The 26,137-nt window shown below is 69.2% G+C and carries 22 protein-coding genes and 1 other RNA gene; 21 read left to right on the top strand and 2 right to left on the bottom strand.

The genetic code is table 11. The annotated features are described in order from the left end of the window. The gene (locus BLS34_RS12910; protein WP_093150866.1) at positions 1–1,854 is read left to right on the top strand and encodes an ATP-binding cassette domain-containing protein; all 1,854 of its coding nucleotides are present in this window, start codon (positions 1–3) and stop codon (positions 1,852–1,854) included. Positions 1,855–1,875: 21 nt separating this feature from the next. Here BLS34_RS12910 and BLS34_RS12905 read toward each other — a convergent pair whose 3' ends face one another. Beyond that, on the bottom strand, positions 1,876–2,346 hold the full coding sequence (locus tag BLS34_RS12905; protein ID WP_175474212.1) for a c-type cytochrome: 471 nt from the start codon (positions 2,344–2,346) through the stop codon (positions 1,876–1,878). Between the two features lie 46 nt (positions 2,347–2,392). Further along, positions 2,393–2,860 (bottom strand): c-type cytochrome, encoded by a 468-nt coding sequence (locus BLS34_RS12900; RefSeq protein WP_245565586.1) that lies wholly within the window; start codon positions 2,858–2,860, stop codon positions 2,393–2,395. A gap of 556 nt (positions 2,861–3,416) precedes the next feature. Here BLS34_RS12900 and BLS34_RS12890 point away from each other — a divergent pair. The 20 genes from BLS34_RS12890 to ftsZ all read left to right on the top strand — a co-directional run bounded on the left by BLS34_RS12890 (position 3,417) and on the right by ftsZ (position 26,087). Then, on the top strand, positions 3,417–4,307 hold the full coding sequence (locus tag BLS34_RS12890) for a DMT family transporter (RefSeq protein ID WP_028794087.1): 891 nt from the start codon (positions 3,417–3,419) through the stop codon (positions 4,305–4,307). After that, on the top strand, positions 4,304–5,011 hold the full coding sequence (locus BLS34_RS12885; RefSeq protein WP_093150862.1) for an N-acetylmuramoyl-L-alanine amidase: 708 nt from the start codon (positions 4,304–4,306) through the stop codon (positions 5,009–5,011). Before BLS34_RS12890 ends, BLS34_RS12885 begins: the two co-directional genes overlap by 4 nt. A gap of 262 nt (positions 5,012–5,273) precedes the next feature. Next, entirely contained in the window at positions 5,274–6,416 is a 1,143-nt protein-coding gene (locus tag BLS34_RS12880; protein WP_425441436.1) for a type III PLP-dependent enzyme, read from the top strand. 125 nt (positions 6,417–6,541) lie between these two features. Next, an RNA gene (gene rnpB / locus BLS34_RS12875) (RNase P RNA component class A) lies at positions 6,542–6,948 on the top strand. A 423-nt stretch (positions 6,949–7,371) separates the two neighbouring features. Beyond that, the gene (gene mraZ / locus BLS34_RS12870) at positions 7,372–7,839 is read left to right on the top strand and encodes a division/cell wall cluster transcriptional repressor MraZ (RefSeq protein WP_028794085.1); all 468 of its coding nucleotides are present in this window, start codon (positions 7,372–7,374) and stop codon (positions 7,837–7,839) included. After that, positions 7,836–8,852: a 16S rRNA (cytosine(1402)-N(4))-methyltransferase RsmH gene (gene rsmH, locus BLS34_RS12865; protein ID WP_093150858.1), complete on the top strand. Its 1,017-nt coding sequence runs from the start codon at positions 7,836–7,838 to the stop codon at positions 8,850–8,852. The genes mraZ and rsmH overlap by 4 nt, the downstream gene beginning before the upstream one ends. Continuing rightward, a complete protein-coding gene (gene ftsL, locus BLS34_RS12860) occupies positions 8,852–9,259 on the top strand; it encodes a cell division protein FtsL (protein WP_051244481.1) in 408 nt (135 codons plus the stop codon). The genes rsmH and ftsL overlap by 1 nt, the downstream gene beginning before the upstream one ends. Continuing rightward, entirely contained in the window at positions 9,256–10,968 is a 1,713-nt protein-coding gene (locus BLS34_RS12855; RefSeq protein ID WP_028794083.1) for a peptidoglycan D,D-transpeptidase FtsI family protein, read from the top strand. Before ftsL ends, BLS34_RS12855 begins: the two co-directional genes overlap by 4 nt. Then, positions 10,955–12,418: a UDP-N-acetylmuramoyl-L-alanyl-D-glutamate--2,6-diaminopimelate ligase gene (locus tag BLS34_RS12850; protein ID WP_245701971.1), complete on the top strand. Its 1,464-nt coding sequence runs from the start codon at positions 10,955–10,957 to the stop codon at positions 12,416–12,418. The genes BLS34_RS12855 and BLS34_RS12850 overlap by 14 nt, the downstream gene beginning before the upstream one ends. Continuing rightward, a complete protein-coding gene (locus tag BLS34_RS12845) occupies positions 12,415–13,848 on the top strand; it encodes a UDP-N-acetylmuramoyl-tripeptide--D-alanyl-D-alanine ligase (protein ID WP_093150853.1) in 1,434 nt (477 codons plus the stop codon). Before BLS34_RS12850 ends, BLS34_RS12845 begins: the two co-directional genes overlap by 4 nt. A 3-nt stretch (positions 13,849–13,851) precedes the next feature. After that, positions 13,852–14,940 (top strand): phospho-N-acetylmuramoyl-pentapeptide-transferase, encoded by a 1,089-nt coding sequence (mraY, locus tag BLS34_RS12840; protein ID WP_028794080.1) that lies wholly within the window; start codon positions 13,852–13,854, stop codon positions 14,938–14,940. 4 nt (positions 14,941–14,944) lie between these two features. Beyond that, on the top strand, positions 14,945–16,360 hold the full coding sequence (murD, locus tag BLS34_RS12835; RefSeq protein WP_093150852.1) for a UDP-N-acetylmuramoyl-L-alanine--D-glutamate ligase: 1,416 nt from the start codon (positions 14,945–14,947) through the stop codon (positions 16,358–16,360). Further along, the gene (locus tag BLS34_RS12830) at positions 16,357–17,484 is read left to right on the top strand and encodes an FtsW/RodA/SpoVE family cell cycle protein (RefSeq protein ID WP_093150849.1); all 1,128 of its coding nucleotides are present in this window, start codon (positions 16,357–16,359) and stop codon (positions 17,482–17,484) included. The genes murD and BLS34_RS12830 overlap by 4 nt, the downstream gene beginning before the upstream one ends. Further along, complete coding sequence (gene murG / locus BLS34_RS12825) at positions 17,481–18,659, top strand: undecaprenyldiphospho-muramoylpentapeptide beta-N-acetylglucosaminyltransferase (protein ID WP_093150847.1); 1,179 nt, start codon at positions 17,481–17,483, stop codon at positions 18,657–18,659. The genes BLS34_RS12830 and murG overlap by 4 nt, the downstream gene beginning before the upstream one ends. Continuing rightward, complete coding sequence (gene murC / locus BLS34_RS12820; protein WP_093150845.1) at positions 18,656–20,152, top strand: UDP-N-acetylmuramate--L-alanine ligase; 1,497 nt, start codon at positions 18,656–18,658, stop codon at positions 20,150–20,152. Before murG ends, murC begins: the two co-directional genes overlap by 4 nt. A 32-nt stretch (positions 20,153–20,184) precedes the next feature. Then, on the top strand, positions 20,185–21,102 hold the full coding sequence (gene murB / locus BLS34_RS12815) for a UDP-N-acetylmuramate dehydrogenase (protein ID WP_028794076.1): 918 nt from the start codon (positions 20,185–20,187) through the stop codon (positions 21,100–21,102). Continuing rightward, the gene (locus BLS34_RS12810) at positions 21,099–22,019 is read left to right on the top strand and encodes a D-alanine--D-alanine ligase (protein ID WP_028794075.1); all 921 of its coding nucleotides are present in this window, start codon (positions 21,099–21,101) and stop codon (positions 22,017–22,019) included. Before murB ends, BLS34_RS12810 begins: the two co-directional genes overlap by 4 nt. Next, entirely contained in the window at positions 22,007–22,885 is an 879-nt protein-coding gene (locus BLS34_RS12805) for a cell division protein FtsQ/DivIB (protein WP_093150843.1), read from the top strand. The genes BLS34_RS12810 and BLS34_RS12805 overlap by 13 nt, the downstream gene beginning before the upstream one ends. A gap of 19 nt (positions 22,886–22,904) precedes the next feature. Then, positions 22,905–24,200: a cell division protein FtsA gene (ftsA, locus tag BLS34_RS12800; protein WP_028794074.1), complete on the top strand. Its 1,296-nt coding sequence runs from the start codon at positions 22,905–22,907 to the stop codon at positions 24,198–24,200. A 234-nt stretch (positions 24,201–24,434) separates the two neighbouring features. Then, the gene (gene ftsZ, locus BLS34_RS12795) at positions 24,435–26,087 is read left to right on the top strand and encodes a cell division protein FtsZ (RefSeq protein ID WP_093150840.1); all 1,653 of its coding nucleotides are present in this window, start codon (positions 24,435–24,437) and stop codon (positions 26,085–26,087) included. The last annotated feature ends 50 nt before the right edge of the window (positions 26,088–26,137 follow it).

Genomic DNA, 26,137 nt, shown 5'->3' with positions numbered 1-26,137 from the left:
ATGGCAACTGCGACCGACCGTGCGGCCCCTCCGGCCGTCGCCCTGCGTGGGGCGGGTCTCGGCTTCGGCGGAAACCCGCTGTTCTCCGACATCGACCTTCCGGTGGCGAAGGGCGACCGGATCTGTCTGGTCGGCCGCAACGGGTCGGGCAAGTCGACGCTGATGAAGGCGCTGGCCGCCGAGATCGACGTCGACAGCGGCGACCGGTTCGTCAAGCCGGGCGCCCGTGTCGTCTATCTGCCGCAGGACCCTCGGCCGCCGCGCGATATGACCGTTTTCGAATATGTCGAGGGCGGCCTGCCGCCGTCGTCGGACAACGCGCCGCGCGACCATCTGGTGGAAGCCGCGATTTCCGGCCTGTCGCTGGACGGCGGCCGGACCATGGGCGGGCTGTCCGGCGGTGAGGCAAGGCGCGGCGCGCTGGCCCGGGCGCTGGTCTCCGAGCCCGATGTCCTGCTGCTCGACGAGCCGACCAACCATCTGGATCTGCCGACCATCGAGTGGCTGGAGGACATGCTGGAGGGGCTGGAGGCGGGCCTGCTGATCATCAGCCACGATCGCGCCTTCCTCCGCCGTCTGGCCAACCGCACCCTGTGGTTGGAGCGCGGCCAGCTGCATCGGCTGAACGAGGGCATCGACGCCTTTCCCGACTGGGCGGAGAAGCTCATCGCCGACGAGGAGGTGCAGGCGCACAAGCTGAACCGGCAGATCGCCGAGGAGACCCGCTGGCTACGCGAAGGGCTCACGGCCCGGCGTAAGCGCAACATGGGTCGGGTGCGCGGCCTGCTCGACCTGCGCCAGGAGCGGGCCGAGCGGATCAAACGGCCGGAAGGCATGAAGATCGACGCCGGCGAGGCCAGCCGCAGCGGCAGTCTGGTGATGGAGGCGATCAACCTCACAAAGCGCTTCATCGACGAGCGCGGCGTGGAGAAGTCGGTCGCCGACGACGTGTCGTTCACCGTGCGGCGCAAGGACCGGATCGGCATCATCGGCCCGAACGGCGCCGGCAAGACCACCCTGCTGCGCATGCTGCTGGGCCAGGAGGAGCCGGACAGCGGAAGGGTGAAGACCGGTTTCGGCGTCGAGACCATCTATTTCGACCAGAAGCGCGAGCAGCTCAACCCGGCGGACACCCTGTGGTCGACCCTGTGCCCGGGCGGCGGCGACAGCGTGGAGATCCACGGCAAGAAGAAGCACGTGGTGTCTTACCTGCGCGATTTCCTGTTCGCCGACCGGCAGGCGACCGCCAAGGTTGCGACCCTGTCCGGCGGCGAGCGCAACCGACTGCTGCTGGCCAAGCTGTTCGCCCAGTCGCACAACCTGATGATCCTGGACGAGCCGACCAACGACCTGGACGTGGAGACCCTCGACCTTTTGCAGGAGGAGGTCTCCGACTACGACGGTACCGTCCTGCTGGTCAGCCACGACCGCGATTTTCTCGACCGAACGGTCACCTCGATCATCGCGGTGGAGGGCGGGGGCCGGATCCGGGAATATGTCGGCGGCTACCAGGACTACCTGGGCGAGCGCCGACGCACGGAGAAGCCGGCCGAGACCACCTCCACCAAGACCGCAAAGGCGAAGCCGGCCGCCGAGAAGCCGCGCACCCGCAGCACCAAGATGTCCTACAAGGATGGACGCGAACTGGAGCTCCTGCCGGAGCGCATCGCCAAGCTGGAGGCGGAGATCGTCCGGCTCGGCGAGGAACTGGCCGATGCCGACCTGTTCAGCCGTGACCCGAAGACCTTCCAGACCAAGAGCGCCCGGATGGTCGCCGCTCAGGAGGAACTGGCCGCCGCGGAGGACCGCTGGCTGGAACTGGAGGCGCTGAAGGAGGAATTGGCCGGGTCCTGACCGCCACGCTCAGAGCGGGCCTCAGTCCTCCTTGAAGTCCTGGTGGCAGGCCTTGCGGATGCCGGCGAGCCGGCCGAAGGCGGCCCTTGCGTCCCCCTTGCCCGCGTCGGCCACCGCCGCCAGCACCGAGGCCCGGGTTGCAAGCTCATCGGCCTTGGCCTCGAACTCCGGCCAGTGGCGCCAGATATCCTGCTTCGCCTCGCTCGGATGGCCGCTCGACCCCTCCGGAAACAGCTCGAGCATGTCTCCGCCCGCCCGACGCTCGATCCGCGCGGCCACGGCCGAGATCGCCTCGGGGTCGTAGGACGTCTCGCCCTTGAACATCCGGGCCAGCCGCTTCACGTCGTCGCCGAGCGCCTTCATCAGGTCCATGCGCTCCTTGACGATCCCGGTCGCTCCGTCATGAGCCTGCACGGAAGGCGCCGGCACCAGGGCCGCGGCAAACAACGCGCAGAGACCGGCGGAGGCGGCGAATCGTGGAAATCGGCGCATGGGGCCGATCCTCTGACAGGACTGAGCCGGACCCGACCGGCACCGGTCATCCGCCGGCGGCGCGGGCGTTGATCGCATCATGGCGCGCACGGATCTCCGCCGGCCATGTGCTCTTGATATAGGACAGCACCGCCAGGATGTCCCGGTCGCTCAGGACGTCTGCAAATCCCGGCATGTCCGTGGCATAGGCGGGGTCCTTCATCAATGCCGCCGGGCCCTGCTTCGTCAGCGCGAAAAGCACACCGTCCGGGTGGTGCCACGTATGACCGCTCGGATCGTGCGGCGGCGCCGGCAACCGGCCATCGGCGCGGCGCTGCTGCCAGTTGGGCTGACCTTCCAGCGCAGCGCCATGACAGGCGGCACAGGCCTCGCGATAGATCCGCCGTCCGTCGGCGACCAGCACGGGGTCTGTCGGGTCCAGGCGGATGGCGCCGCCGTCATCCTCCCCCGGACCGGTCAGCAGAAGCACACCGACGGCCACCATGAGGAGAAGCACACTGACCGCCAGAACCACCGTTCTTCCCGACATCACCCCTCCGTCCACCCGCAAGCACACCACAGCGTTCGGGCATAACCTGTCGCTTCCAGTAACGGGAAGGTCAACCCGGCGCAAAACGGCTGGGAACACCCGGCTCTTCACGAAACCGCCACATTTATGGGTGAAAGACAGCATCATTCCTGGGACGAAACTTGCCGAGCGGCGACGGAATCCGGCGCCGCGGCACGTTCTGAGCCAAAATCTCTGACCCATGGACACAGACATGCTTTCGAGCGCAGCCCTATCGCCCTTCCTCGCCATGTTACTCATGGCGGCACAAGGCAATCTGCCCGACCCCGCCCCCGATGCGCGCCGCGACTTCGCGCCGGCCGTGATCGTGTCGGCGCCGATCGAGGCCCCCGCCTCTCCCCGAGCCCCGGTTCCCTCCGAGGTGAAGGAGAGGGAGAGGAAGAAGGCCGCTCCAAAGGCGCAGTAGCGGCACGGATCCGCTTCCATCACAGCGCTGGACGGCACGGGAAGTTGATCCTATCACTCGGCCCATGCTTCTAGTCATTGCTGCAGCGCAAACACCGTGAGGCCGATCGACATCCTGCTCGCGGTCGCGGTCAACATCGCGTGGGGCCTCAATTTCGCGGTCACGAAGCTCGGTCTCGGCGAAATGCCGCCCATGCTTCTCGTTGCCCTGCGGTACGCGCTCACCGCGCTGCTGCTGAGCCCGTGGCTGAAATGGCCGCACGGCCAGTTTCGCCAGGTCGCGGCGATCTCCTTCACCCTGGGTTTTCTGCATTTCGCGCTGATGTTCACCGGGCTGAGCGGCATCGACGCCTCGGTCGCGGCCATCGCCGTGCAGATCCAGGTGCCGTTCTCCGCCCTGCTCGCCTTCCTGATCTTCCGCGACAGGCTCGGCTGGCGGAAGGCACTGGGCGGCGCGCTCGCCATCGGCGGCATCGTGCTGATCGCCGGCGCGCCCCATGAGGCGCCCGATCCGTTCTACCTGTCCCTGACGATTCTGGCGGCCCTGTGCTGGGCCGTGTCGGCCATCCAGGTCAAGCGGCTGGGCCAGATCGACACCATGACCCTGAACGCCTGGATCGCGCTGCTCGCCGTGCCGCAGCTCCTGCTGGGCTCGGCCGTCATCGAGGGCGACCGCTGGGGCGAGGTGCTGGATGCCGGGTTCTGGGGCTGGGCCTCGGTCGTCTACATGGCGGTGGCGGTGACGGTATTCGGCTACGGGTTGTGGTACCGTCTTATCCAGCGCTACCCCGTGACGACGATCATGCCGCTTTCGCTGCTCGCCCCGACCTTCGGTGTCGCCGCCGGGATCTTCATCCTCGGCGAGCCGGCGACGCTGGAGAAGTTCATCGGCGGCGCCCTGACCCTGATCGGCGTGGCGATCGTGATCCTGACCCCGCCGGAGAAGCCGGCAGAGGTTGCGGCGAAGACGGATTCCGCCGAAGCATGATCGAGCGTCCCTCCCCGAATCACGGCGAGCGCCGCGGCCCTGTCGACATGCTGCTGCTGCATTACACCGACATGGTGCGGGCGGAGGACGCGGTCGCCCTGCTCTGCGATCCGGCGGCCCAGGTCAGCGCCCATTACGTGGCCGGCGAGGACGGCCGGGTCTGGCGGCTGGTCGACGAGGACCGCCGGGCCTGGCACGCGGGCGTCGCGTGGTGGACGGGCGAGACCGACATCAACTCGCGCTCCATCGGCATCGAGATCTCCAACCCCGGTCACAGCCACGGCTACCGCCGCTTCCCCGAGGCGCAGATGCTCGCCGTCATGGCCCTGTGCCGGGACATCATCGCCCGACACCGGATTCCCGCGCACCGGGTGCTGGGACACAGCGACGTGGCCCCTGGTCGCAAGATCGATCCGGGTCACCTGTTCGACTGGCGCGGACTGGCGCGCGGGGGCATCGGCCTGTTCCCCGACCGACTGGTTCCGGCGGTGATGGCGGAGGCCGACGCGGTGGCCGCCCTGACCCGCATCGGCTACCGTACCGGCGCCGCGACGTTCGACGATCCGGTGTCGCGCATGGCGCTCAACGGCTTCCGCCGGCACTGGGAGCCGCTGGCGCTGGGCCAGCCATACGATCCACGCGGAGCGGCCATGCTGCAACAGCTAGCAGAAATGTGCCCCCCACCTGAAAAACCGTTTGCATAACAGATCGTTCGTTCATACGTTCCGATCACCGACGCAAACGCACGTGCCCCTGGCCCCACAGCGGTTAAGCAACGACGAGAGGCGTCTCTTTTCACAACCCCGTCCCTTAGGTGGGCGGTTGCGAAGGGGGAACCCCACGATGCTGCAACCCGAAGCGGGCGTGCGCGCCCGTCTCCGTACCTCAACCGATACCCGTCGTCCGATTCCGGCGTCAAAGCCGCTGCTGAGCCTTGTGCCGGCCGCGACACCGCCGCGCGGCGAAGTGACGGACGCGATCCGCGACTATTTCGCGGCGACCGCCCATGAGCACCCGGTCCTCGCCGTCGACCTGTCGGTCGTCGAGTGGAACTACCGGGCGCTGGCCCGGGCCCTGCCGGAGACCGCGATCTACTACGCGGTGAAGGCGAACCCGGCCAATGGCGTGGTCGACCGGCTGGCCGCTCTCGGTTGCCGCTTCGACGTGGCCAGCCGCGGCGAGATCGAGCTGTGCCTGGCGCGCGGCGTCGACGCCTCCCGGCTGTCCTTCGGCAACACCATCAAGAAAGAGCGCGACATCGCCTTCGCCCATTCGGTCGGCGTGCCGCTCTTCGCCTTCGACGCCGAGGAAGAGCTGGAGAAGCTCGCCCGCAGCGCGCCGGGTGCCGAGGTGTTCTGCCGTATCCTGACCTCCGGCGAAGGGGCCGACTGGCCGCTGTCGCGGAAGTTCGGCTGCACCCCGTCCATGGCCGCCACCCTGCTCCGCAAGGCCGCCGAGATGGGCCTGACCCCACGGGGCGTGTCCTTCCATGTGGGCTCGCAGCAGAGCGATCTGGCCCAGTGGGACGGCGCGCTGGCCGAGACCGCCGCCCTGTTCGCCGAGCTGGCGCAGGACGGGATCGAGCTCGATCTGGTGAATATCGGCGGCGGCTTCCCGGCCCGCTACCGTGACGACGTCGCCGAGGCGGACGCCTATGGCAACGCCATCATGGCCGCCCTGGAGAAGCACTTCGCCGGCATGGGCATCACCACCATCGCCGAGCCGGGCCGCGGCCTTGTCGGCGACGCGGGCGTCATCCGCTCCGAGGTCGTCCTGGTGTCCAAGAAGGACGCCGGCGAGGACGAGCGCTGGATCTATCTCGACATCGGCAAGTTCTCCGGTCTCGCCGAGACCATGGACGAGGCGATCAAGTACCGGCTGACCGCCACCCGCGAGGGGACGGAGCTGACCGGTGCCACCGGTCCGGTGATCCTGGCCGGCCCGAGCTGCGACAGCGCCGACATCCTGTACGAGAAGGCCGGCTACGCCATGCCGATGTCCCTGCGGGCGGGCGACGAGGTGCTGATCCTGGCGACGGGTGCGTATACCTCGACCTACTCCTCGGTCGGCTTCAACGGCTTCCCGCCGCTGGAGACCGTCTGCGTCTGACGCACCGGCCCTGCATCCTGTTCAGGAGACGCCCGCCCTCACCGGCGGGCGTTTTCGTATCTGCCATCGTTCGGACGCCGCCTTTGCTTGACGCGTCGCGGGGGGAGGCTTACCTCTCGCCGCGTTCAGACGGTCGGGCGGCCGCCGGCACCCGCAAGGGTGTGGGAGGAAAGTCCGGGCTCCACGGGAACACGGTGCCGGGTAACACCCGGCGGGGGCGACCCCAGGGACAGTGCCACAGAAAGCAAACCGCCCCTTCGTCTGGATTTCGATCCAGGACCAAGGGGTAAGGGTGAAAGGGTGCGGTAAGAGCGCACCGCGAGACCGGTAACGGGATCGGCACGGTAAACCCCACCGGGAGCAAGACCGAATAGGGATGACCGGCTGACTCGAAAGAGGGCAGCAGACGCGTTCCCGCGTCGTCGTCCGGGTAGGTCGCGCGAGGCGGTCGGCAACGACCGTCCCAGATGAATGGCCGTCGCCCCGGGCTCGTCCCGGGGGACAGAACCCGGCTTACAGACCGTCTGAACCTTTCGCTTTTCCCAGCCGGACCCCATGCCGTCCCAGGTGAGTGTCCCATGCCATCCCATTTGGGCCTGCCCACCCCAAATCGGAACATATCATGAACAGTATTCGTGAAACGTCCTTTTATCGCGCCGAAACCCTCTGCTTTCTCGCCTAACGGTTTTTCTTCGCTTCACAGAACGAACGCCCAGCCGGACCCGGAAAACACCTGTAAAACCCAAAGAGTGCGGGTCTGTTCCCATTGACCCCCATAATGTCCCATGATATCCCATCATATCCCATGAATGACGGTGGGCGCTCCACGCCCGTCGTCGTTCACCGGCCCGATCCGTATCGGGGGACACGCTCGGAACCGGTCACGGGTGCAAGGAGGTCGAGGCCGCAAGGTCGTAGGGGAATAACGCCGGGCAGCCGGCACGCGAGGGCACGGGTGGCGGTTTTTCTGTCCACATTCGCGAACAGGATCGACAAGAAGGGCCGGGTCTCGGTTCCTGCGACGTTTCGTGCCGCCCTCGAGCAGGAGCGCTCCGGCGGCGTCATCCTGTATCCATCGTTCAAGCACCCCTGCCTCGAAGGATGCGGGGACGAAAGGATCGAACAGATCGCCGAATCCATCGACGCGCTCGACGCGTTCTCCGAGGAAGCGGAAAACCTTCAGACCATCCTGGCCGACAGCGTGCGCCTCACCATCGACGGCGACGGCCGCATCATGCTGCCCAAGGATCTGGCCGACTTCGCCGGCATGGGCGAGACCGCGATGTTCGTCGGCCTCGGCAAGAGCTTCCAGGTGTGGGAGCCCGCCGCGTTCGACGCCCACCGCAACGCCGCCCGCCAGCGCGCCCGCGACAAGGGTGCGACCCTGCGCATCGTCAAACCAAGTGACGGGGGCGGGCGATGAATGGCTCCCTCCACATCTCCGTTCTGCTGGCCGAGGTCGTGACTGCCCTCGCTCCCAAGGCCGGCGACTGCCATCTCGACGGCACCTTCGGGGTCGGCGGCTATACCCGCGCGATCCTGGAGGCCGCCGATTGCACCGTTCTCGCCGTCGATCGCGACCCCGACGCGATCGCCCGCGCCCAGACCCTGGCCCAGGATTTCTTGGCGCCGGAAAACGGTGGGCCGAACGGCAGCCGGCTGATCCCCCTGCACGGCCGATTCGGCGAGATGGACAGCCTGGCCCGCGCGGCCGGCTACCCCAATGTCGATGGTGTCACCCTCGATCTCGGCGTCTCCTCCCCCCAGCTCGACGAGGCCGAGCGCGGCTTCTCCTTCCGCTTCGACGGCCCGCTGGACATGCGCATGGAGCGCGACGGTCCGACGGCGGCCGACGTGGTGAACGAGGCGAGCGAGAAGGAACTGGCCGACATCATCTTCCACCTCGGCGAGGAGCGGTATGCCCGCCGCGTCGCCAAAGCGATCGTCACGGCACGGACGACGACGCCCATCCGGCGGACCGGCGAGCTTGCCGAGCTGGTCCGCCGGGTGGTGCCGTCCGCCCCGGCCGGTTCCTCTTCCAGGGGCAATATCGATTCTGCCACCCGTACCTTCCAGGCCCTGCGCATCCACGTGAACAGGGAACTGGAAGAGCTCGACCAGGGCCTGGACGCCGCCGAGCGGCTGCTCGCCCCGGGCGGTCGGCTGGCGGTGGTGTCTTTCCATTCGCTGGAGGACCGGCGGGTGAAGACCTTCCTGCGCCAGCGCTCCGGCCGCACCGCGAACCCCTCGCGCCACACCCCCGACGCCATCGCCGGCAAGCGCGCCGAGCGCGCGCCGACCTTCACCCTGACCAGCACGCGTCCGATCGCTCCCTCCGAGGAGGAGATCGCGCGCAACCCCCGCGCCCGCTCCGCCCGTCTGCGGGTCGGTCACCGCACGGATGCCCCGGCCTGGACCGGGCAGGAGGCAGCGTGATGCGTCGCGTAACGATCCTTTGGTTCCTCGTCGCCGCCTGTCTCGGCGTCGCCCTGTTCCTGGTCAAGTACGAGGTCCAGGACCGCGAGGAGAAGCTCGCCGCCCTGCACCGCGAGATCCTTGCCAACCAGGAAGCGGTTCACGTGCTCGAGGCCGAGTGGTCCTACCTGAACCGGCCGAGCAACCTGGAGGCGATGGTCCGCCGCCACCTCGACCTGGTGCCGCTGGACACCACCCGCCTCGGCCGGATCGAGCAGTTGCCGATCCGCCTGCCATCGTTCGAAGAGGCTGGGACGATGACCGCCGGGATCCGCGAAGCCGCGGCCGCCACCGACGACCTGCCGGCGTTCGCGCCACCGGCGCCGCTGCCGCGTCCGATCACCATCTCCGCGAAGGTGCGCCGATGACCGACTTCCCCCAGATCCAAGCGGGTAAGTCGGTGCGCCTGGAGGGCGTGACCAAGCAGGCGCTGGAAATCGGCCGTAACCGTCTCATCCTCGCGGGCTGCCTGCTGACGCTGGCCTTCACCGCCGTCGCCGGGCGCGTGGTCGAACTGTCGGCGCTGCGCGATCACAACGAGCCGACGGTGCCGACCGCCGCCGCCGACGCCGCGCTGCAGACCGGCCGCGCCGATATCGTCGACCGCAACGGCCTGCTGGTGGCGACGTCCCTGCGCACGCCGTCGCTCTACGCCGACCCGAGCGAGGTCTTGGATCCGGCCCGTGCCGCGCGCCGGCTGACCACCGTGCTGACCGATCTGGCGGTACCCGAGGTCGAGGCCAAGCTGCGGGCCAACCGCCGCTTCGTGTGGCTGAAGCGCAGCCTGACCCCGCACGAGCAGTACCGGGTGAACGCGCTGGGCATTCCGGGGCTGCATTTCATGGACGAGTGGAAGCGGATCTATCCGCAGAGCTCGCTGATGGCCCATGTGGTCGGCTTCACCGATATCGACGACCGCGGCATCTCCGGCGTGGAGCGGTCCTTCGACGACGTGCTGCGCGACGGCCGCGAGCCGTTGCACCTGTCGATCGATCTGCGCATCCAGCACATCGTGCGCCAGGAACTGGCCCATCAGATCAGCCTGTTCGAGGCGATCGGCGGCACCGGCATCGTGCTCGACGTCGATACTGGCGAGACCGTCGCCATGGTCTCGCTGCCCGACTTTGATCCGAACATGGCCGCCGAGATGAGCGACGATCAGCGCTTCAACCGCGCCACGCTCGGCGTGTACGAGATGGGATCGACCTTCAAGATCTTTAACACCGCCATGGCGCTGGACGCCGGCACGGTGACCCTGCGAGACGGCTACGACGCCAGCAAGCCGATCAAGATCGCCCGCTTCACCATCAACGACTTCCATGGCGAGAACCGCTGGCTCTCGGTGGCCGAGATCTTCAAGTACTCCTCCAATATCGGCTCGGTGAAGATGGCGATGGACGTCGGCACCGAGCGCCAGAAGGAGTTCATGGGGCGCATGGGCATGCTGCAGCCCATGTCGCTGGAGTTGCCGGAGCGCGGGTACCCGCTGGTGCCCTCGCCCTGGCGGCCGATCAACACCATGACGATTTCCTTCGGTCACGGCCTCTCGGTCAGCCCGATGCACCTCGCCGCCGGCGTGGCAACTGTGGTCAATGGTGGCATCAAGCGGCCGACGACCCTGCTGAAGACCACCGGCCGCGTGCTGGGCGAGGAGGTGCTGAAGCCGTCCACCTCCGAGGTCATGCGCAAGCTGATGCGGCTCGTCGTCATGGACGGCACCGGCCGCAACGCCGACGCCGAGGGCTACCTGGTGGGCGGCAAGACCGGTACGGCGGAAAAGGCTGGCGGCGGCCGCGGTTACGCCCGCAAGTCGCTGCTGTCGTCCTTCGTCGCCGCGTTCCCGGTGAACGACCCGAAATACGTCATCCTGATCATGGTGGACGAGCCGAAGGGCCAGAAGTTCAGCCATGGCTACGCCACCGGCGGCTGGGTCGCGGCCCCTGCCGTCAAGCGCATCGTCGAACGCGCCGCCCCCCTCCTTGGTGTGGCGCCGGTGGACATGGACGCGCCCGAGATTCGCCGCGATCTGCTGGTCGATTTGCCTGATGCTGGAGGTAAACGACTTGCGTCTTTCTGATCTCATCAACGCCCAGAGCGCGGCCCCGGCGGTCCTGGTTTCCGGAGACCCGGAAATCGTCGGCCTGACCGCCGACAGCCGCGAGGTGCGCCCGGGTTTCCTGTTCGCCGCCCTGCCGGGCTCCAAGCTGGACGGCCGCGCCTATATCGCCGATGCCGTCGCCAAGGGCGCGGCCGCCGTGCTGACCACCCCCGACATTGCCGAGTGCGCGGTCGGGCTGGTGCGCGATGCCAACCCGCGCCGCCGCCTCGCCCGCATGGCCGCCTGCTTCTACGGCCCGCAGCCGGAAACGATCGTGGCCGTGACCGGCACCAACGGCAAGACCTCGGTGGCCGAGTTCACCCGTCAGATCTGGAACGGTGCGGGCTATTCCGCCGCGTCGATCGGCACGCTGGGCCTGACCGTCGACGGCGAGACCACCGGCCCGAGCCTGACGACGCCGGATCCGATCCACCTTCATCAGGTGCTGCACGATCTGGCCGATGTCAGCGTCGATCACGCCGCCCTGGAGGCGTCCAGCCACGGTCTGGACCAGGCGCGCCTGGACGGGGTCGAGATCAAGGCGGCCGCCTTCACCAACCTGACCCGCGACCATCTCGACTATCACGGCGACATGGACGCCTACCGCACCGCCAAGCTCGGCCTGTTCGACCGGGTCATGGCGCCGGGCGGCACCGCCGTGCTGAACATGGATTCCGCGGAGTTCGACAAGTTCCGCGAGGCGGCCGAACGCCGTCAGCACCGGGTGATGTCCTACGGCATGCGGCCCGGCGCCGAGTTGCGTCTGGTCGAGCGCCGGGCCCGCCCCACCGGCCAGGAGCTGGAGATCGCCGTCGGCGGCCGCTCCCACGTGGTCGAGTTGGCGCTGGTCGGCGACTTCCAGGCCTGGAACGCGCTCGCCGCCCTAGGCCTCGCGATCGGCAGCGGAACCCCGATGCAGCTCGCGCTGGAGGCCCTGCCCCGCCTGACCGGCGTGCGCGGCCGCATGGAACGGGTCGCGGTGCTGGAGAACGGCGCCGCCGTCTATGTCGATTACGCCCACACCTCCGACGCGCTGGAGACGGTACTGAAGGCGGTGCGGCCGCACACGGACGGCGAACTCTGGTGCGTGTTCGGCTGCGGCGGCGACCGCGATCCCGGCAAGCGGCCGATGATGGGCAGCGCCGTCGCCAAATACGCCGACCGGCCGATCGTCACCGACGACAATCCACGCTCCGAGGACCCGGCGCTGATCCGTGCCGCCACCCTGGCCGCCTGCAAGGGCGGAGTGGAGATCGGCGACCGCCGCGCGGCGATCCATGAGACGGTCGCGAGGCTCGGCCCCGGCGACGTGCTTGTGATCGCCGGCAAGGGCCACGAGCAGGGTCAGGAAATTCGGGGCGTCAAACACCCGTTCGACGACGCCACCGTGGCGCGCGAGGCGATTGCCGCGCGGGCAGGTGACGCATGACCGCGCTTTGGACCCGCGACGCCGCCGTCGAGGCGACCCAGGGCCAGGCTCACGGCCCCGACTGGTCGGCCAGCGGCGTGACCATCGACAGCCGCAAGATCGCGGCCGGCGACCTGTTCGTCGCCCTGCCCGGCGAGCGGGTGGACGGCCATGACTATGTCGCCGCCGCGCTGCAGGCCGGTGCCGCCGCCGCCCTCGTGTCCCGCGTGCCCGAAGGGCTGGAGGATGCGCCGCTCCTGGTGGTGACGGACGTGCTCGAGGGGCTGGAGGATCTGGCCCGCGCCGCCCGTGCGCGCTCCCAGGCCCGGATCGTCGCGGTGACCGGCAGCGTCGGCAAGACCGGTACGAAGGAAATGCTGGCCGCCTGCCTCGCCGTCCATGGCAGGACCGTGGCGAGCGTCGGCAACCTGAACAACCATATCGGCGCACCGCTTTCCCTGGCCCGTCTGCCGCGGGATTGCGACTTCGCAGTTTTCGAGCTCGGCATGAACCACGCCGACGAGATCAGGCCGCTGACCCGTCTCGTCGCGCCGCACGCCACGGTCATCACCAATGTCGAGCCGGTGCATATCGAGTTCTTCGACGGCATCGACGGCATCGCCGACGCCAAGGCGGAGATCCTGGAGGGCCTCGAGCCCGGCGGCATCGCCGTTCTGAACGCAGATAACGCCAGCTTCGAGCGGATCCGCGCCCGGGCCCGGACGCTCGGCGTGGACCGCATCGCCACCTTCGGCCAGGGCGCCACCTGCGACGTCCGCGGCCTCGCGATCGAACCCGGCACCGACGGCACCCGGGTCACCGCGACCGTGGCCGGTGTGGAGATGCACTGGACCGTCGGCGGCATCGGCCAGCACTGGGGTTTCAACAGCCTCGGCGTGGTCGCGGTTCTGCACGCCCTGAAGCTCGACATCGCCCCCTGCCTAGAGCGTCTCGCCACCGTATCGGCCATGCGCGGCCGCGGCGGGCAGATCGCCCTGGCCACAGCCGATGGCGGCAGCGCGCTGCTGATCGACGAAAGCTACAACGCCAGCCCGCCGGCGGTGCGCGCCGCGCTGTCCGTGTTCGGCGGAACCCGGGCCGCCCGCCGGATCCTGGTGCTCGGCGACATGCGCGAACTGGGCGAGACCGCGCCCACCGCCCATGCCGGGCTGAAGGATGCCGTCGAGGCGACCCAGCCGGATGCGATCTACCTCTGCGGCGATGCCATGGCCCATCTGCGCGACGCGCTGGGCCCGGATCGCGTGACCCTGTGGACACCGACCGCCGGCGCCCTGGCCGACGCGGTCGCGGACAACGTGAAGGATGGCGACGTGGTGCTCATCAAAGGATCGCTCGCCATGGGCATGAAGGCGATTGTCACGGCCCTCGAAGCGGCCGGCAAGGACGAGACCGGCACGCCGGCCTCGCGCATTCGGGCCGGGGGACGCTGAGCCATGCTGTACAATCTCCTCGCTCCCTTCGCTGACGAGTTCCAGGCCTTCAACCTGTTCCGCTATCTGACCTTCCGCACCGGCGGGGCGACGATGACGGCGCTCTTCCTCGCCTTCGTGCTCGGTCCGGCGGTGATCCGCTGGCTGAAGAGCCGGCAGGCCGACGGCCAGCCGATCCGCGAGGACGGGCCGGAAAGCCACCTGCTGACCAAGAAGGGCACGCCGACCATGGGCGGCCTGCTGATCCTGATCGCGCTGGTGGTCTCCACCCTGCTCTGGGCCAACCTGTCGAACCCCTATGTCTGGGCGACCCTGATGGTCACCCTGGGCTTCGGTGCGATCGGCTTCTCCGACGACTGGCTGAAGCTGACCAAGAAGAACACCAAGGGCCTGCCTGGCAAGCTGAAGCTCGCCTTCCAGATCGCCATCGCGACCGCGGCGGCCCTGGCCATCACCTCGACCTTCGACGAGCCGCTGACGTTCAGCCTGGCGGTGCCGTTCTTCAAGGACCTGCTGCTGAACCTGAGCTGGTTCTTCATCCCGTTCGCGGTGTTCGTGATGATCGGCGCGTCGAACGCGGTGAACCTGACCGACGGGCTCGACGGCCTGGCGATCGTGCCGGTGATGATCGCCGGCGGCGTGTTCGCGCTGATCTCCTACCTGGTCGGCAACGCGGTCTTCGCCAACTACCTGCAGATCCACCACGTCGCCGGCACCGGCGAGCTGGCCGTCGTGTGCGGCGCGCTGATCGGCGCCGGCCTCGGCTTCCTGTGGTTCAACGCCCCGCCGGCCATGGTGTTCATGGGCGACACCGGCTCGCTGTCCCTGGGCGGCGCGCTCGGCACCATCAGCGTCATCACCAAGCACGAGCTGGTGCTGGCCATCGTCGGCGGCCTGTTCGTGCTGGAGACCGTCTCGGTCATCGTCCAGGTCGCCTCGTTCAAGCTGACCGGCAAGCGCGTGTTCCGCATGGCGCCGCTGCACCACCACTTCGAGAAGAAGGGGTGGCAGGAGCCGACCATCGTCATCCGGTTCTGGATCATCGCCATCATCCTGGCGCTGGTCGGCCTGTCCACGCTGAAGCTGAGGTAGCGCCATGGTGAGCCTCGACTTCGCGAAAGACAGAACCTACGCGGTGATGGGCCTCGGCAAATCCGGGGCTGCGGCCGCACGCGCGCTGGCCCGGGCAGGCGCGAAGGTCCTCGCCTGGGACGACACCGAGGCCGGCCGCAGCCATGTCACCGGCATGGCCGGCGTGGAACTGGTGGATCTCGCCGCCCGCGGGCTGGCAGAGGTCGACGCGCTGGTCTTGTCCCCCGGCATCCCGCACACCTATCCGGAGCCGCATCCCGTCGCCGCCGACGCGAAGAAACGCGACCTGTCGATCATCGGCGATGTGGAACTGCTGCTGCGCGCCCTCCCGGACCGCCGGGTCGTCGCCATCACCGGCACCAACGGCAAGTCGACCACCACCGCCCTGATCGGCCACATCCTGGCCGAGGCCGGACTGAAGGTTGAAGTCGGCGGCAATCTGGGCCGACCGGCACTGGAGTTCGAGGATCCGGGCCGCGACGGTGTGCTGGTGCTCGAACTCAGCTCCTACCAGTTGGAGATCACCCCGTCCCTGGCGCCGACGGTCGCCGTCTGGCTGAACATCACGCCCGACCATATCGAGCGCCACGGCAACCTGGCCGGCTACATCGCCGCCAAGCGCCGGATCTTCGCCCACCAGCTTCCGGGCTCGGTGGCGGTGGTCGGGGTCGACGACGAGCCGTCCCACGAAATCGCCGAGAAGCTGCGCCGCGACGGCTACCGGCTGATCGAGATTTCCGGACAGGAACAGGTGGTCGGCGGGGTCTATGCCGATCACGGTGTGCTGATCGACGCCCGTACCGGCCAGCCGCGTCGGATGCTGGAGCTCGACCGCGCCCCGGCCCTGCCCGGCATGCACAACGCCCAGAACGCCGCAGCCGCCGCCGCGGCCTGCCTGGCGCTGGGTCTCAACCGCGACATCATCGCCGCCGCCATCACCGGCTTCCCCGGCCTCGCCCACCGCCAGGAACGGGTCGCGGTCTCCGGCGCCGTCACCTATGTGAACGACAGCAAGGCGACCAACGCCGACGCCACCGCCCGGGCGCTCGCCTGCTACGACACGATCTACTGGATCGCCGGCGGCCGCGCCAAGGAAGGCGGCGTCGAGCCGCTCGCGCCGCTGTTCAACCGGGTCAGACGCGCCTACCTGATCGGTGAGAGCGCGGGCACTTTCGTGCGCCAGATCGGCGACGCCTGCCCGACCGTGCTGTGCCGCACGCTGGACAGTGCCGTGCGACAGGCCCATGCCGACGCCCAGGCCGACGGTATCCGCGGCGCGACGGTCCTGCTCTCCCCGGCGGCGGCCAGCTTCGACCAGTTCCCGAATTTCGAGGTGCGCGGCCAGCAGTTCAGCGATCTGGTCCACGACCTGACCGGTAACGGCGATGACGGCGCGTCGGCGCAGCGGAGGGCCTCATGAGCGCCATCGCCCGCACCGACCGTTCCGTTCTCGGCCGCTGGTGGTGGACCGTCGACCGCTGGACCGTGGGCGCGATCCTGCTGATCGTGCTGATCGGCTCGCTGCTGATCCTGGCGGCCAGCCCGGCCGTGGCCGAGCGCATCGGCGTCGACAGCTTCTATTTCGTGCGCCGACAGTTCCTGATCCTGCCGGTCGCCGTCGCGGTGATGATCGCGGTGTCCATGCTGTCGCCGCAGCAGGTCCGCCGCCTCGCCACCGTCGGCCTCGCCGGCACCATCGTGTTGCTTGCCCTGGTCCCGGTGATCGGCACCGAGATCAAGGGTGCGGTCCGCTGGATCAGCATCGGCGGCTTCTCCCTGCAGCCCAGCGAGTTCGCCAAGCCGTTCATGGCCGTGGTGACCGCCTGGATGTTCGCCGAGTGGCGCCGCGACCCGGGCTTCCCCGGCCATCTGATCGCCATCGGCCTCTACGCCCTGCTCGTGGTCCTGATGCTGTCCCAGCCGGATTTCGGCATGACCGTGATGATCAGCGTCATCTGGTTCGGCCAGTTCTTCCTCGCCGGCCTGCCGATGATCTTCGTCGGCGGGCTTGCATGCCTGGGCGCGGTCGGTGCGATGGGCGCCTATCTGGTGTTCCCGCACGTCGCCAGCCGCGTGCACCGCTTCCTCGACCCGGCCTCGGGCGACACCTATCAGGTCGACCGCTCCCTGGAGGCCTTCGTGAACGGCGGCCTGCTCGGGACCGGTCCCGGCGAAGGCACGGTCAAGGCCTACCTGCCGGACGCCCATGCCGACTTCATCTTCTCGGTCGCCGGCGAAGAGTTCGGCGGACTCGCCTGCCTGCTGATCATCACGCTCTATGCCTTCGTGGTACTGCGCGGCTACGCCAAGCTGCTGTCGGAGACCAGCCTGTTCGTGCTGATCGCCGCCGCCGGCCTGCTGACCCAGATCGCCCTGCAGGCGCTGATCCACATGGCTTCGGCCGTCAGCCTGATGCCGGCCAAGGGCATGACCCTGCCGTTCATCAGCTATGGCGGCTCCTCTCTGATCGCGCTCGCCTTCGCCATGGGCATGGCACTCGCGCTGACCCGCCGCCGCGGGACCGATCGGGAGGTGCTGGCATGAGCCCGACTCTCCAAGATGGCAACCGTCCGATCGTCCTCGCCTCCGGCGGCACCGGCGGCCACGTGTTTCCGGCCAAGGCCCTGGCCGAGCTGCTGGCCGCGCGCGGTCATCGCGTCGCGCTGGTCACCGACACCCGCGGCAGCGCCTTCGACGATGCGTCCGCAGGCATCGAGGTCCACAAGATCCGTGCCGGCGGCATTGCCGGGCGCGGGATCGTCCCGAAGATCAAAGGCGCCGCGAAGCTGCTGCTCGGCTGGTTCGACGCGCGCCGCCTGATGGGCGAGCTGCGCCCCGCCGTCGTCGTCGGCTTCGGCGGCTACGCCAGCGTGCCGACGGTGCTCGCCGCCGGCGGACGCGGAATCCCCGTGGTGCTGCACGAGCAGAACGCGGTGATCGGCCGGGCCAACCGAATGCTGGCCAAGCAGGCCTCCGCCATCGCCACCTGCTTCGAGCGGGTGGAGAAGATCCCGGCGGGCGACCGCCGCAAGGTGGTGCTGGTCGGCAACCCGGTGCGCGAGGCGATCAAGGCCGTGCGCGACATGGGGCCGGCGCCGCTGACCGAGAAAGGCCCCCGCGAGATCCTGGTGACCGGCGGCAGCCAGGGCGCCACCGTCTTCGCCGAGCTGATCCCGGCGGCCATCGCTCTGCTGCCCGACGCCCTTCGCGCTCGCCTGCGCATCGCCCAGCAGGCCCGCCCGGCCGAGGTCGACCAGGTGATCGCCGACTATGCCGCGATGGGAGCGACCGCCGACGTGCGCCGATTCTTCGACGACATGCCGGAGCGTCTGCGCGCGGCCCACCTGCTGATCTGCCGCTCCGGCGCCTCCACCGTCGCCGAGAACACCGTCGCCGGACGCCCGGCCCTGCTGGTTCCCTACCCCAGCGCGATCGACGATCACCAGACCGCCAACGCCCGCGCCATCGAGGCGGCGGACGGTGCCATCGTTCTGCCGCAAGCCGACCTTACGCCCGCGCACCTCGCTGAGTTGCTCACCGATCTGCTCGACGACACCGACCGGCTGTCCGCCATGACCGCTGCCGCCCGCGCCTATGGCCGGCCGGACGCGGTCGAGGATCTGGCGGCCCTGGTCCTGTCGACCGCCGGCATGGTCGAGACCGCCGCAACCGGCGCTGCCGCCACCCAAGCCCCCGCGACCCGGAGCGCCGCCGCATGAGAACCATTCCCCTCACCATCGGCACCCTGCATTTCGTCGGGATCGGCGGCATCGGCATGAGCGGCATCGCCGAGATCCTGCACAATCTGGGCTACCAGGTGCAGGGCAGCGACATCGCCGAGAACCCGAACGTCAAGCGCCTGAAGCAACTCGGCATCCCCGTCTTCATCGGCCAGACCGCCGAGAACGTGGCCGAGGCGGCCATCGTCGTCATCTCCACCGCGATCAAGCCGGACAATCCCGAGCTGATCGCCGCCCGCGAGCGGATGATCCCGGTCGTCCATCGAGCCGAGATGCTGGGTGAGCTGATGCGGCTGAAATGGTCGATCGCGGTCGCCGGCACCCATGGCAAGACCACGACCACTTCCCTGGTCTCGGCGGTGCTGGACGGCGGCGGGCTGGACCCGACCGTGATCAACGGCGGCATCATCAACGCCTACGGCACCAACGCCCGCCTCGGCGAGAGCGACTGGATGGTGGTGGAGAGCGACGAGAGCGACGGCAGCTTCGTGAAGCTTCCGGCGACCATCGCCGTGGTCACCAACATCGACCCGGAGCACCTGGACTTCCACGGTTCGTTCGAGAACCTGCAGCGGGCGTTCGAGAGCTTCGTGCAGAACATCCCGTTCTACGGCTTCGCCGCCATGTGCCTGGACCACCCCACGGTGCAGGCGCTGATACCACGAGTGTCCGACCGGCGCATCGTGACATACGGCTTCGGACCGCAGGCCGATATCCGCGGCATCGACGTGGACATCACCGCCGCCGGCTCCCGCTTCACCGCACTCATCGCCGACCGCGCCCACGGCGAGGCCCGGCGGATCGAGAACCTGCTGCTGCCGATGTACGGCCGCCACAACGTCCAGAACGCCCTGGCCGCCATCGCCGTGGCCGCCGAGATGGGCATTCCGGACGAACAGGTCCGCACCGCACTGGAAGCCTTCACCGGCGTGAAGCGTCGCTTCACCAAGACCGGCGAGGCCGGCGGCATCACGGTGATCGACGATTACGGCCACCACCCGGTCGAGATCGCCGCCGTGCTCTCCGCCGCCCGGGCGGCAGCCGGCGACGGCCGGGTCGTCGCGGTCGTGCAGCCGCACCGCTACACCCGCCTGCGCGACCTGTTCGAGGATTTCTGCTCCTGCTTCAACGACGCCGACGCGGTGGTCGTGGCCGACGTCTATGCCGCCGGCGAGGCACCGATCGACGGCATCGGTCGCGACGCCCTGGTCGCCGGCCTGCGGTCGCGGGGCCATCGCCGGGTCATGGCGCTGACCGATCCGGTCGAGCTCGCCGCCATGGCGGTCGACCTGTGCGGCAGGGGCGACATGATCGTCTGCCTGGGGGCCGGCAGCATCACCAACTGGGCCCAGGCCCTGCCGGACCAGATCGCCCACATCCTCGGCCCCGAGGCCGTCGCCGCCGAAGAGAGCGGCGCCGATCCGCTGCCCTTCCCGCTGCGGCGGCCGTCCGGCGAAGGGGGTGCGGCGTGATCACCCTGGCCAAACCACCGCGGCGAACCGCCATGACCAAATTGATCGACCGACTGCCCGAGCTGCGCGGCGCATACCGCGAGGACGCGCCGCTGGCCCCGCTGACCTGGTTCAAGGTCGGCGGTCCGGCCGAGGTCCTGTACCGGCCGGCGGACGAGGCCGACCTGATGGACTTCCTGGCCGGCAAGCCGGGCGACGTCCCGGTGACGGTGATCGGCGTCGGCTCCAACCTGCTGGTGCGCTCCGGCGGGCTGGACGGCGTGGTCGTGCGGCTGGGCAAGCCCTTCGCGCAGATCTCGGTGGACGGCGAGCGGGTTACCGCCGGTGCCGCCGCCCTGGACGTGACCGTCGCCGCCACCGCGCAGAAGGCCGGCCTGACCGGGCTGGAGTTCCTGTCGGGTATTCCCGGCTCCATCGGCGGCGCGCTGCGCATGAACGCCGGCGCCTATGGCAGCGAGGTGCGCGACGCCCTGATCTCCGCCCGCGCGGTGGACCCCCTCGGCCACGCCCACACCCTGAGCGCCGACGACCTCGGCCTGTCCTACCGGCACAGCGACCTGCCGGAAGACTGGATCGTCACCAGCGCCACCTTCCGCGCCCGGCCGGGCGATGCGGAAACCATCGCCCAGACCATGCGCGACATCCGCGACGCCCGCGAGGATACCCAGCCGCGCCGCGTGCGCACGGGCGGGTCGACCTTCGCCAACCCGGAGGGCGGCAAGGCCTGGAAGCTGATCGACGAGGCCGGCTGCCGCGGGTTGCGGATCGGTGACGCCATGGTGTCGGAGCTGCACTGCAACTTCCTGCTGAACATGGGCGACGCCACCGCAGAGGAGATCGAGAGCCTGGGCGAGGAAGTCCGCCGCCGGGTGAAGGACACCAGCGGCATCGAGCTGCGCTGGGAGATCCGCCGCATCGGCAAACCGGCTAACACGGGAGAGCAGGCATGAGCCGGGCCGAGACCCATGTGGCCGTCCTGAAGGGCGGCTGGTCGCCGGAGCGCGAGGTGTCGCTCTCCTCCGGCCGGGAATGCGCCAAGGCGCTGCGCCAGGCCGGGTTCAAGGTGACCGAGATCGATGTCGACCGCGCCATCGCCGGCAAGCTGGAGGCGATGCACCCGGATGTGTGCTTCAACGCCCTGCACGGCCCGGTCGGCGAGGACGGCACGATCCAGGGCGTGCTGAACGTGCTCGGCATCCCCTACACCCATTCCGGCGTGCGCGCCTCGGCGGTGGCGATGGACAAGCCGACGGCGAAGGACGTGTTCGCCCGTCTCGGCCTGCGCTGCCCCGGCGGCAAGGTGGTCACTCTCGATGCCTTCGAGACCGGCCATCCAATGGATCCGCCCTACGTGATCAAGCCGATCGACCAGGGCTCCAGCGTCGGCGTGCATATCGTCAGGGAAGGCGACAACTACCGGCCGACCGGCGACGACTGGACCTTCGGCGACCGGGTGCTTGTCGAGCCGTTCATCGACGGCCGCGAGCTGACCGTCGCCGTGCTCGACGGCGAGCCGCTGGAAGTGACGGAGATTACCTCCGACCGCGGCTTCTACGATTACGAAGCGAAATATGCCGAGGGCGGCTCGATCCACCTGCTGCCGGCGCCGGTCCCCGCCACCATCCGCAAGGAGGCGCTGGAGATGGCGCGACGCGCCCACGAGGCGCTCGGCTGCCGCGGGGTGAGCCGCTGCGACTTCCGCTACGACGACACCCAGTCGGATCCGGGCACGCTGTACCTCCTTGAGATCAACACCCAGCCCGGCATGACCCCGACCTCCCTGGTGCCGGAGCAGGCCGCCTTCCGCGGCATCTCGTTCCAGGACCTGGTCGCCCGCATGGTGGAGGGGGCCCAATGCGACTACTGACCCCCTTCTCCGGCTCGAAGAAGGCCCCGGCCAAGGCCAAGCGCGGCAAGGCAGCCCCCCGCCGCCACCGCCCGGCCCCGGCCTGGCGCGGTCACCTGCTGCGCTTCGGCGTCGCGGCCGTGGTGATCGTCGGCGCCGGCGGGGCGATCGGCTGGACCGTCCAGTCCGGCCACCTCACCCGCGCCTGGTCGAATGTCACGACCGGCGTGCTGCAGGTCACCGCCGATGCCGGGCTCGCCATCAACGACGTGCTGGTCTCCGGTCGCGAGAACACCAACCGCGCCGCCCTGCTGGAGCAGGTGGGCGTGCAGCGCGGCACGCCGATCCTCGCCATCGACCTCGCGGAGATGCGCGCGCGCGTCGTCGACCTGCCCTGGGTCAAGGACGCGCGGATCGAACGCCGGCTGCCCGATACCCTGCATGTGACGCTGGTGGAACGCCGGCCGCTGGCCCTGTGGCAGCGCGGCCGCGACTTCACCCTGGTGGATCAGGACGGCGTCGCGATCGACGGCCAGGACATCCGCAAGTTCCACGACCTGCCCATCGTGATCGGCGAGGAGGCCCCGAAGCGCGCGGCCGGCGCCCTGGCAATGCTGTCGAGCGAGCCGGACCTGCTGCAGCGGGTGCGCGCCCTGACCTGGGTCAGCGGCAGGCGCTGGACCATCCGGCTGAACAACGGAATGGACGTGGAGCTGCCGGAAGTCGATCCGGCCGGCGCCTGGACCCATCTCGCCAGCCTGGCGCGCGAGCACGGCGTGCTGGAGCGCGACGTGGTGACCATCGACCTGCGCATTCCCGACCAGCTGATCATGCGGGTGACCCCGGCCGCGCGCGAGCGCGCCCGGGCGCCCGGCGAAAACACCTGACGAGAAGAAGGAAACGACGGTGAGAAAGCCCCTGGGCAAAGCACGAAGCGGACTGGTCGCCGCCCTCGACATCGGGTCGAGCAAGGTGTGCTGTTTCGTGGCCAAGATCGGCGATCCCTCGTCGAACCCGCTGCTGGCGGGCGCCGGGCTGCCGTCGGGCTCGATCCGCGTCGCCGGCATCGGCCACCAGGTCAGCCGCGGCGTGAAGGCCGGGCGGATCACCGATGTCGACCAGCTCGAAGCGTCCATTCTCAATGCCGTGCACGCGGCGGAGAAGATGGCCGGGGCCGAGCTGCGCTCGGTGCTGGTGAACATCTCCGGCGGCTGGCCGGCCTCGCAGACCGTGGGGGTGGAGGTCTCGGTCGCCGGTCACGAGGTCGGCGACAGCGACCTGCGCCGGGTGCTCGACCAGTGGCGCCACCTGGAGGACCTGGAAGGCCAGGACCTGATCCACTCGATCCCGATCGGCTTCACCATCGACGGCACCAACGGCATCCGCGACCCGCGCGGCATGTTCGGCGAGACCCTGGGCGCGCATATGCACGTGGTCACCGCCAACAGCGGCGCGGTGCGCACCCTCTCCACCGTACTGGGACGCTGCCATCTGGACATGGACGCGCTGGTCGTCTCGCCCTATGCGTCCGGCCTGTCCTGCCTGGTCGACGACGAGATGGATCTGGGCGTCACCGTCATCGACATGGGCGGCGGCACCACCAGCTTCGCCGTCTTCTTCGACGGCAACGTGGTCTATACTGACTGCATCCCGGTCGGCGGCCACCACGTCACCAACGACATCGCCCGCGGGTTCTCCACCCCGATCCTCGCCGCCGAGCGGATCAAGACGCTGTACGGCAGCGCCCTGCCCTCGCCGCTGGACGATCAGGAGACGATCGACGTTCCGCCGATCGGCGAGGAGGACCACGTCCAACCCAATCACGTCTCCAAGTCGCTGCTGGTCGGCATCATCCGGCCGCGGCTCGAGGAGACTTTCGAGCTTGTCCGTTCCCGCCTGGAAGCCAGCGGGTTCGACAAGATCGCCGGCCGGCGCGTCGTGCTGACCGGCGGTGCAAGCCAGCTGCCGGGCGCGCGCGAGCTCGCCCAGCTCATCCTCGACAAGCAGGTCCGCATGGGCCGGCCGATCCGCGTCCAGGGCCTCGCCGAGGCTGCGGGCGGGCCTGCCTTCTCCACCTGCGCCGGGCTGCTGGTCTACGCCGCCAACCCCCACCTCGACACCCCGCGACTGGCGCCCGCCCCGCAAACCGAGTCCACCGGCCTGTTCGGCCGCATGGGCTCGTGGCTGAAGGAGCATTTCTGATGCGCGAACGATCCCCGCACTCCCCCGCATCCGCCCGCCCCATCACCGTCCAGCCCTCGGTCGGTGCCCACGGCTCCTGCTGGCGCCGTCAGGCGACGAGCGTCGTTTCGCGCGACCCGCACCACTCCCCCGCCGCCGACGCGCCCGGCGACGGACCCTCGACGAAACAAGACCCCCGCGGCGACGGCCGCTCCCCCCACCAAGACCAGAATTGACGTTACCCCGGAGGCACCGATGACCATCAACATCACCGTTCCCAACGAAGACAACGAGCTGGCCCCGAACATCACCGTCGTCGGTGTCGGCGGCGCCGGCTGCAACGCCGTCAACAACATGATCAGCGCCAATCTCGGCGGCGTGAACTTCATCTCGACCAATACCGACGCCCAGGCGCTGAAGCAGTCCATGGCCGAGCGCCGCATCCAGCTCGGAGCCGAGGTCACCCAGGGTCTCGGCGCCGGCTCCCGTCCGGATGTCGGCCGTGCCGCCGCCGAGGAGTCGATCGAGGACATCCTCGACGCCCTGAACGGCGCCAACATGTGCTTCATCACCGCCGGCATGGGCGGCGGCACCGGCACGGGTGCCGCTCCGGTGATCGCCCGGGCGGCGCGCGAGCGCGGCATCCTGACCGTCGGCGTGGTCACCAAGCCGTTCCACTTCGAAGGCCAGCACCGCATGCGCCTGGCCGAGGGCGGCATCGAGGAGCTGACCAGCTACGTCGACACGCTGATCATCATCCCGAACCAGAACCTGTTCCGCATCGCCAACGAGAAGACGACCTTCGCGGACGCCTTCAACATGGCCGACGACGTGCTGCACTCCGGTGTGCGCGGCGTCACCGACCTGATGGTCATGCCGGGCCTGATCAACCTCGACTTCGCGGACATCCGCACGGTCATGAGCGAGATGGGCAAGGCGATGATGGGCACCGGCGAGGCCAGCGGCGAGAAGCGCGCCATCGACGCCGCCGAAGCCGCGATCAACAACCCGCTCCTGGAAGACGCCTCGATGAAGGGCGCGAAGGGGGTGCTGATCAACATCACCGGCGGCTTCGACATGACCCTGTTCGAGGTCGACGAGGCGGCCAACCGCATCCGCGAGGAAGTGGACAGCGACGCCAACATCATCTTCGGCTCGACTTTCGACGAGAAGATGGAAGGGGTGATGCGGGTCTCCGTGGTCGCCACCGGCATCGCCGCCGAGGGCCAGGTCGCCAAGCCGCGTCCGCAGCTCTCCGTCGTCACCCCGCGCCCGGTCAAGCAGCCGGAGCCGGAGCCCGTGCCGGAGACCGCGATCCGCGCCGAGGCGGCCCAGATGGCCCCGGCCCAGAAGCCGGCGGCGTCCATGTCCACCCTGGACATCACCCGCCAGGCCGAGAGCGGCATCGGCGAGCTGTCCTTCCCCGACTCCGATGATTACGCCGAGGTGGCCTCCCTGGACGACTCGGCCGAGCAGACCCGGGAAGCCGCCCAGGTCGAGGAAGCCGAGATCGTCGATGCCGCGGCCCCGGCCGTGGCCAAGGTGGCCTCCGACGCCTTCGTCCCGTCGGCCTCCACGGTGCCCCAGCGGCGCCCGGACATGACGCCGAAGGCGGCCGATCCGTTCCGCGGCAGCGACATGGTCAACGCCAGCCGTCCGGAAGCCGCAGAGCCCGCGCCGAAGTCCCGTGGCGCCGGTCTGTTCCGGCAGATCACCGGCCTCGGCCTGAAGAACGACAAGCCGGCGGAAGCCCCCGCTCCGCAGCCGCAGCAGGCCCAGCGCCCGGCCGCGGCTTCGGCCTCCCAGCCGCGCCTCGGCGCACTCAACCCGGGCGATCGGGTGCGGGCCAGCCAGAACGAAGACGAGATGCTCGACATCCCGGCCTTCCTGCGGCGGCAGGCCAATTGAGCATCGCCTTGTAACTCTTTGATAAGGAACCGTAATTACGGTAACAGTCT

Source organism: Thalassobaculum litoreum DSM 18839 (genome assembly GCF_900102465.1).
Classification (GTDB): Bacteria; Pseudomonadota; Alphaproteobacteria; order Thalassobaculales; family Thalassobaculaceae; genus Thalassobaculum; species Thalassobaculum litoreum.
This window is presented reverse-complemented; position numbering and strand designations above follow the sequence as displayed.

Bases quoted from the DNA above. Each gene is read 5' to 3' on its own strand.
- mraY (WP_028794080.1), top strand. From the start codon at position 13,852: ATGCTGTACAATCTCCTCGCTCCCTTCGCTGACGAGTTCCAGGCCTTC.
- BLS34_RS12810 (WP_028794075.1), top strand. From the start codon at position 21,099: ATGAGCCGGGCCGAGACCCATGTGGCCGTCCTGAAGGGCGGCTGGTCG.
- murD (WP_093150852.1), top strand. From the start codon at position 14,945: ATGGTGAGCCTCGACTTCGCGAAAGACAGAACCTACGCGGTGATGGGC.
- BLS34_RS12885 (WP_093150862.1), top strand. From the start codon at position 4,304: ATGATCGAGCGTCCCTCCCCGAATCACGGCGAGCGCCGCGGCCCTGTC.
- BLS34_RS12805 (WP_093150843.1), top strand. From the start codon at position 22,007: ATGCGACTACTGACCCCCTTCTCCGGCTCGAAGAAGGCCCCGGCCAAG.
- murB (WP_028794076.1), top strand. From the start codon at position 20,185: ATGACCAAATTGATCGACCGACTGCCCGAGCTGCGCGGCGCATACCGC.
- rsmH (WP_093150858.1), top strand. From the start codon at position 7,836: ATGAATGGCTCCCTCCACATCTCCGTTCTGCTGGCCGAGGTCGTGACT.
- BLS34_RS12830 (WP_093150849.1), top strand. From the start codon at position 16,357: ATGAGCGCCATCGCCCGCACCGACCGTTCCGTTCTCGGCCGCTGGTGG.
- murC (WP_093150845.1), top strand. From the start codon at position 18,656: ATGAGAACCATTCCCCTCACCATCGGCACCCTGCATTTCGTCGGGATC.
- BLS34_RS12905 (WP_175474212.1), bottom strand. From the start codon at position 2,346: ATGCGCCGATTTCCACGATTCGCCGCCTCCGCCGGTCTCTGCGCGTTG.
- BLS34_RS12845 (WP_093150853.1), top strand. From the start codon at position 12,415: ATGACCGCGCTTTGGACCCGCGACGCCGCCGTCGAGGCGACCCAGGGC.
- BLS34_RS12855 (WP_028794083.1), top strand. From the start codon at position 9,256: ATGACCGACTTCCCCCAGATCCAAGCGGGTAAGTCGGTGCGCCTGGAG.
- BLS34_RS12910 (WP_093150866.1), top strand. From the start codon at position 1: ATGGCAACTGCGACCGACCGTGCGGCCCCTCCGGCCGTCGCCCTGCGT.
- ftsZ (WP_093150840.1), top strand. From the start codon at position 24,435: ATGACCATCAACATCACCGTTCCCAACGAAGACAACGAGCTGGCCCCG.
- murG (WP_093150847.1), top strand. From the start codon at position 17,481: ATGAGCCCGACTCTCCAAGATGGCAACCGTCCGATCGTCCTCGCCTCC.
- ftsL (WP_051244481.1), top strand. From the start codon at position 8,852: ATGCGTCGCGTAACGATCCTTTGGTTCCTCGTCGCCGCCTGTCTCGGC.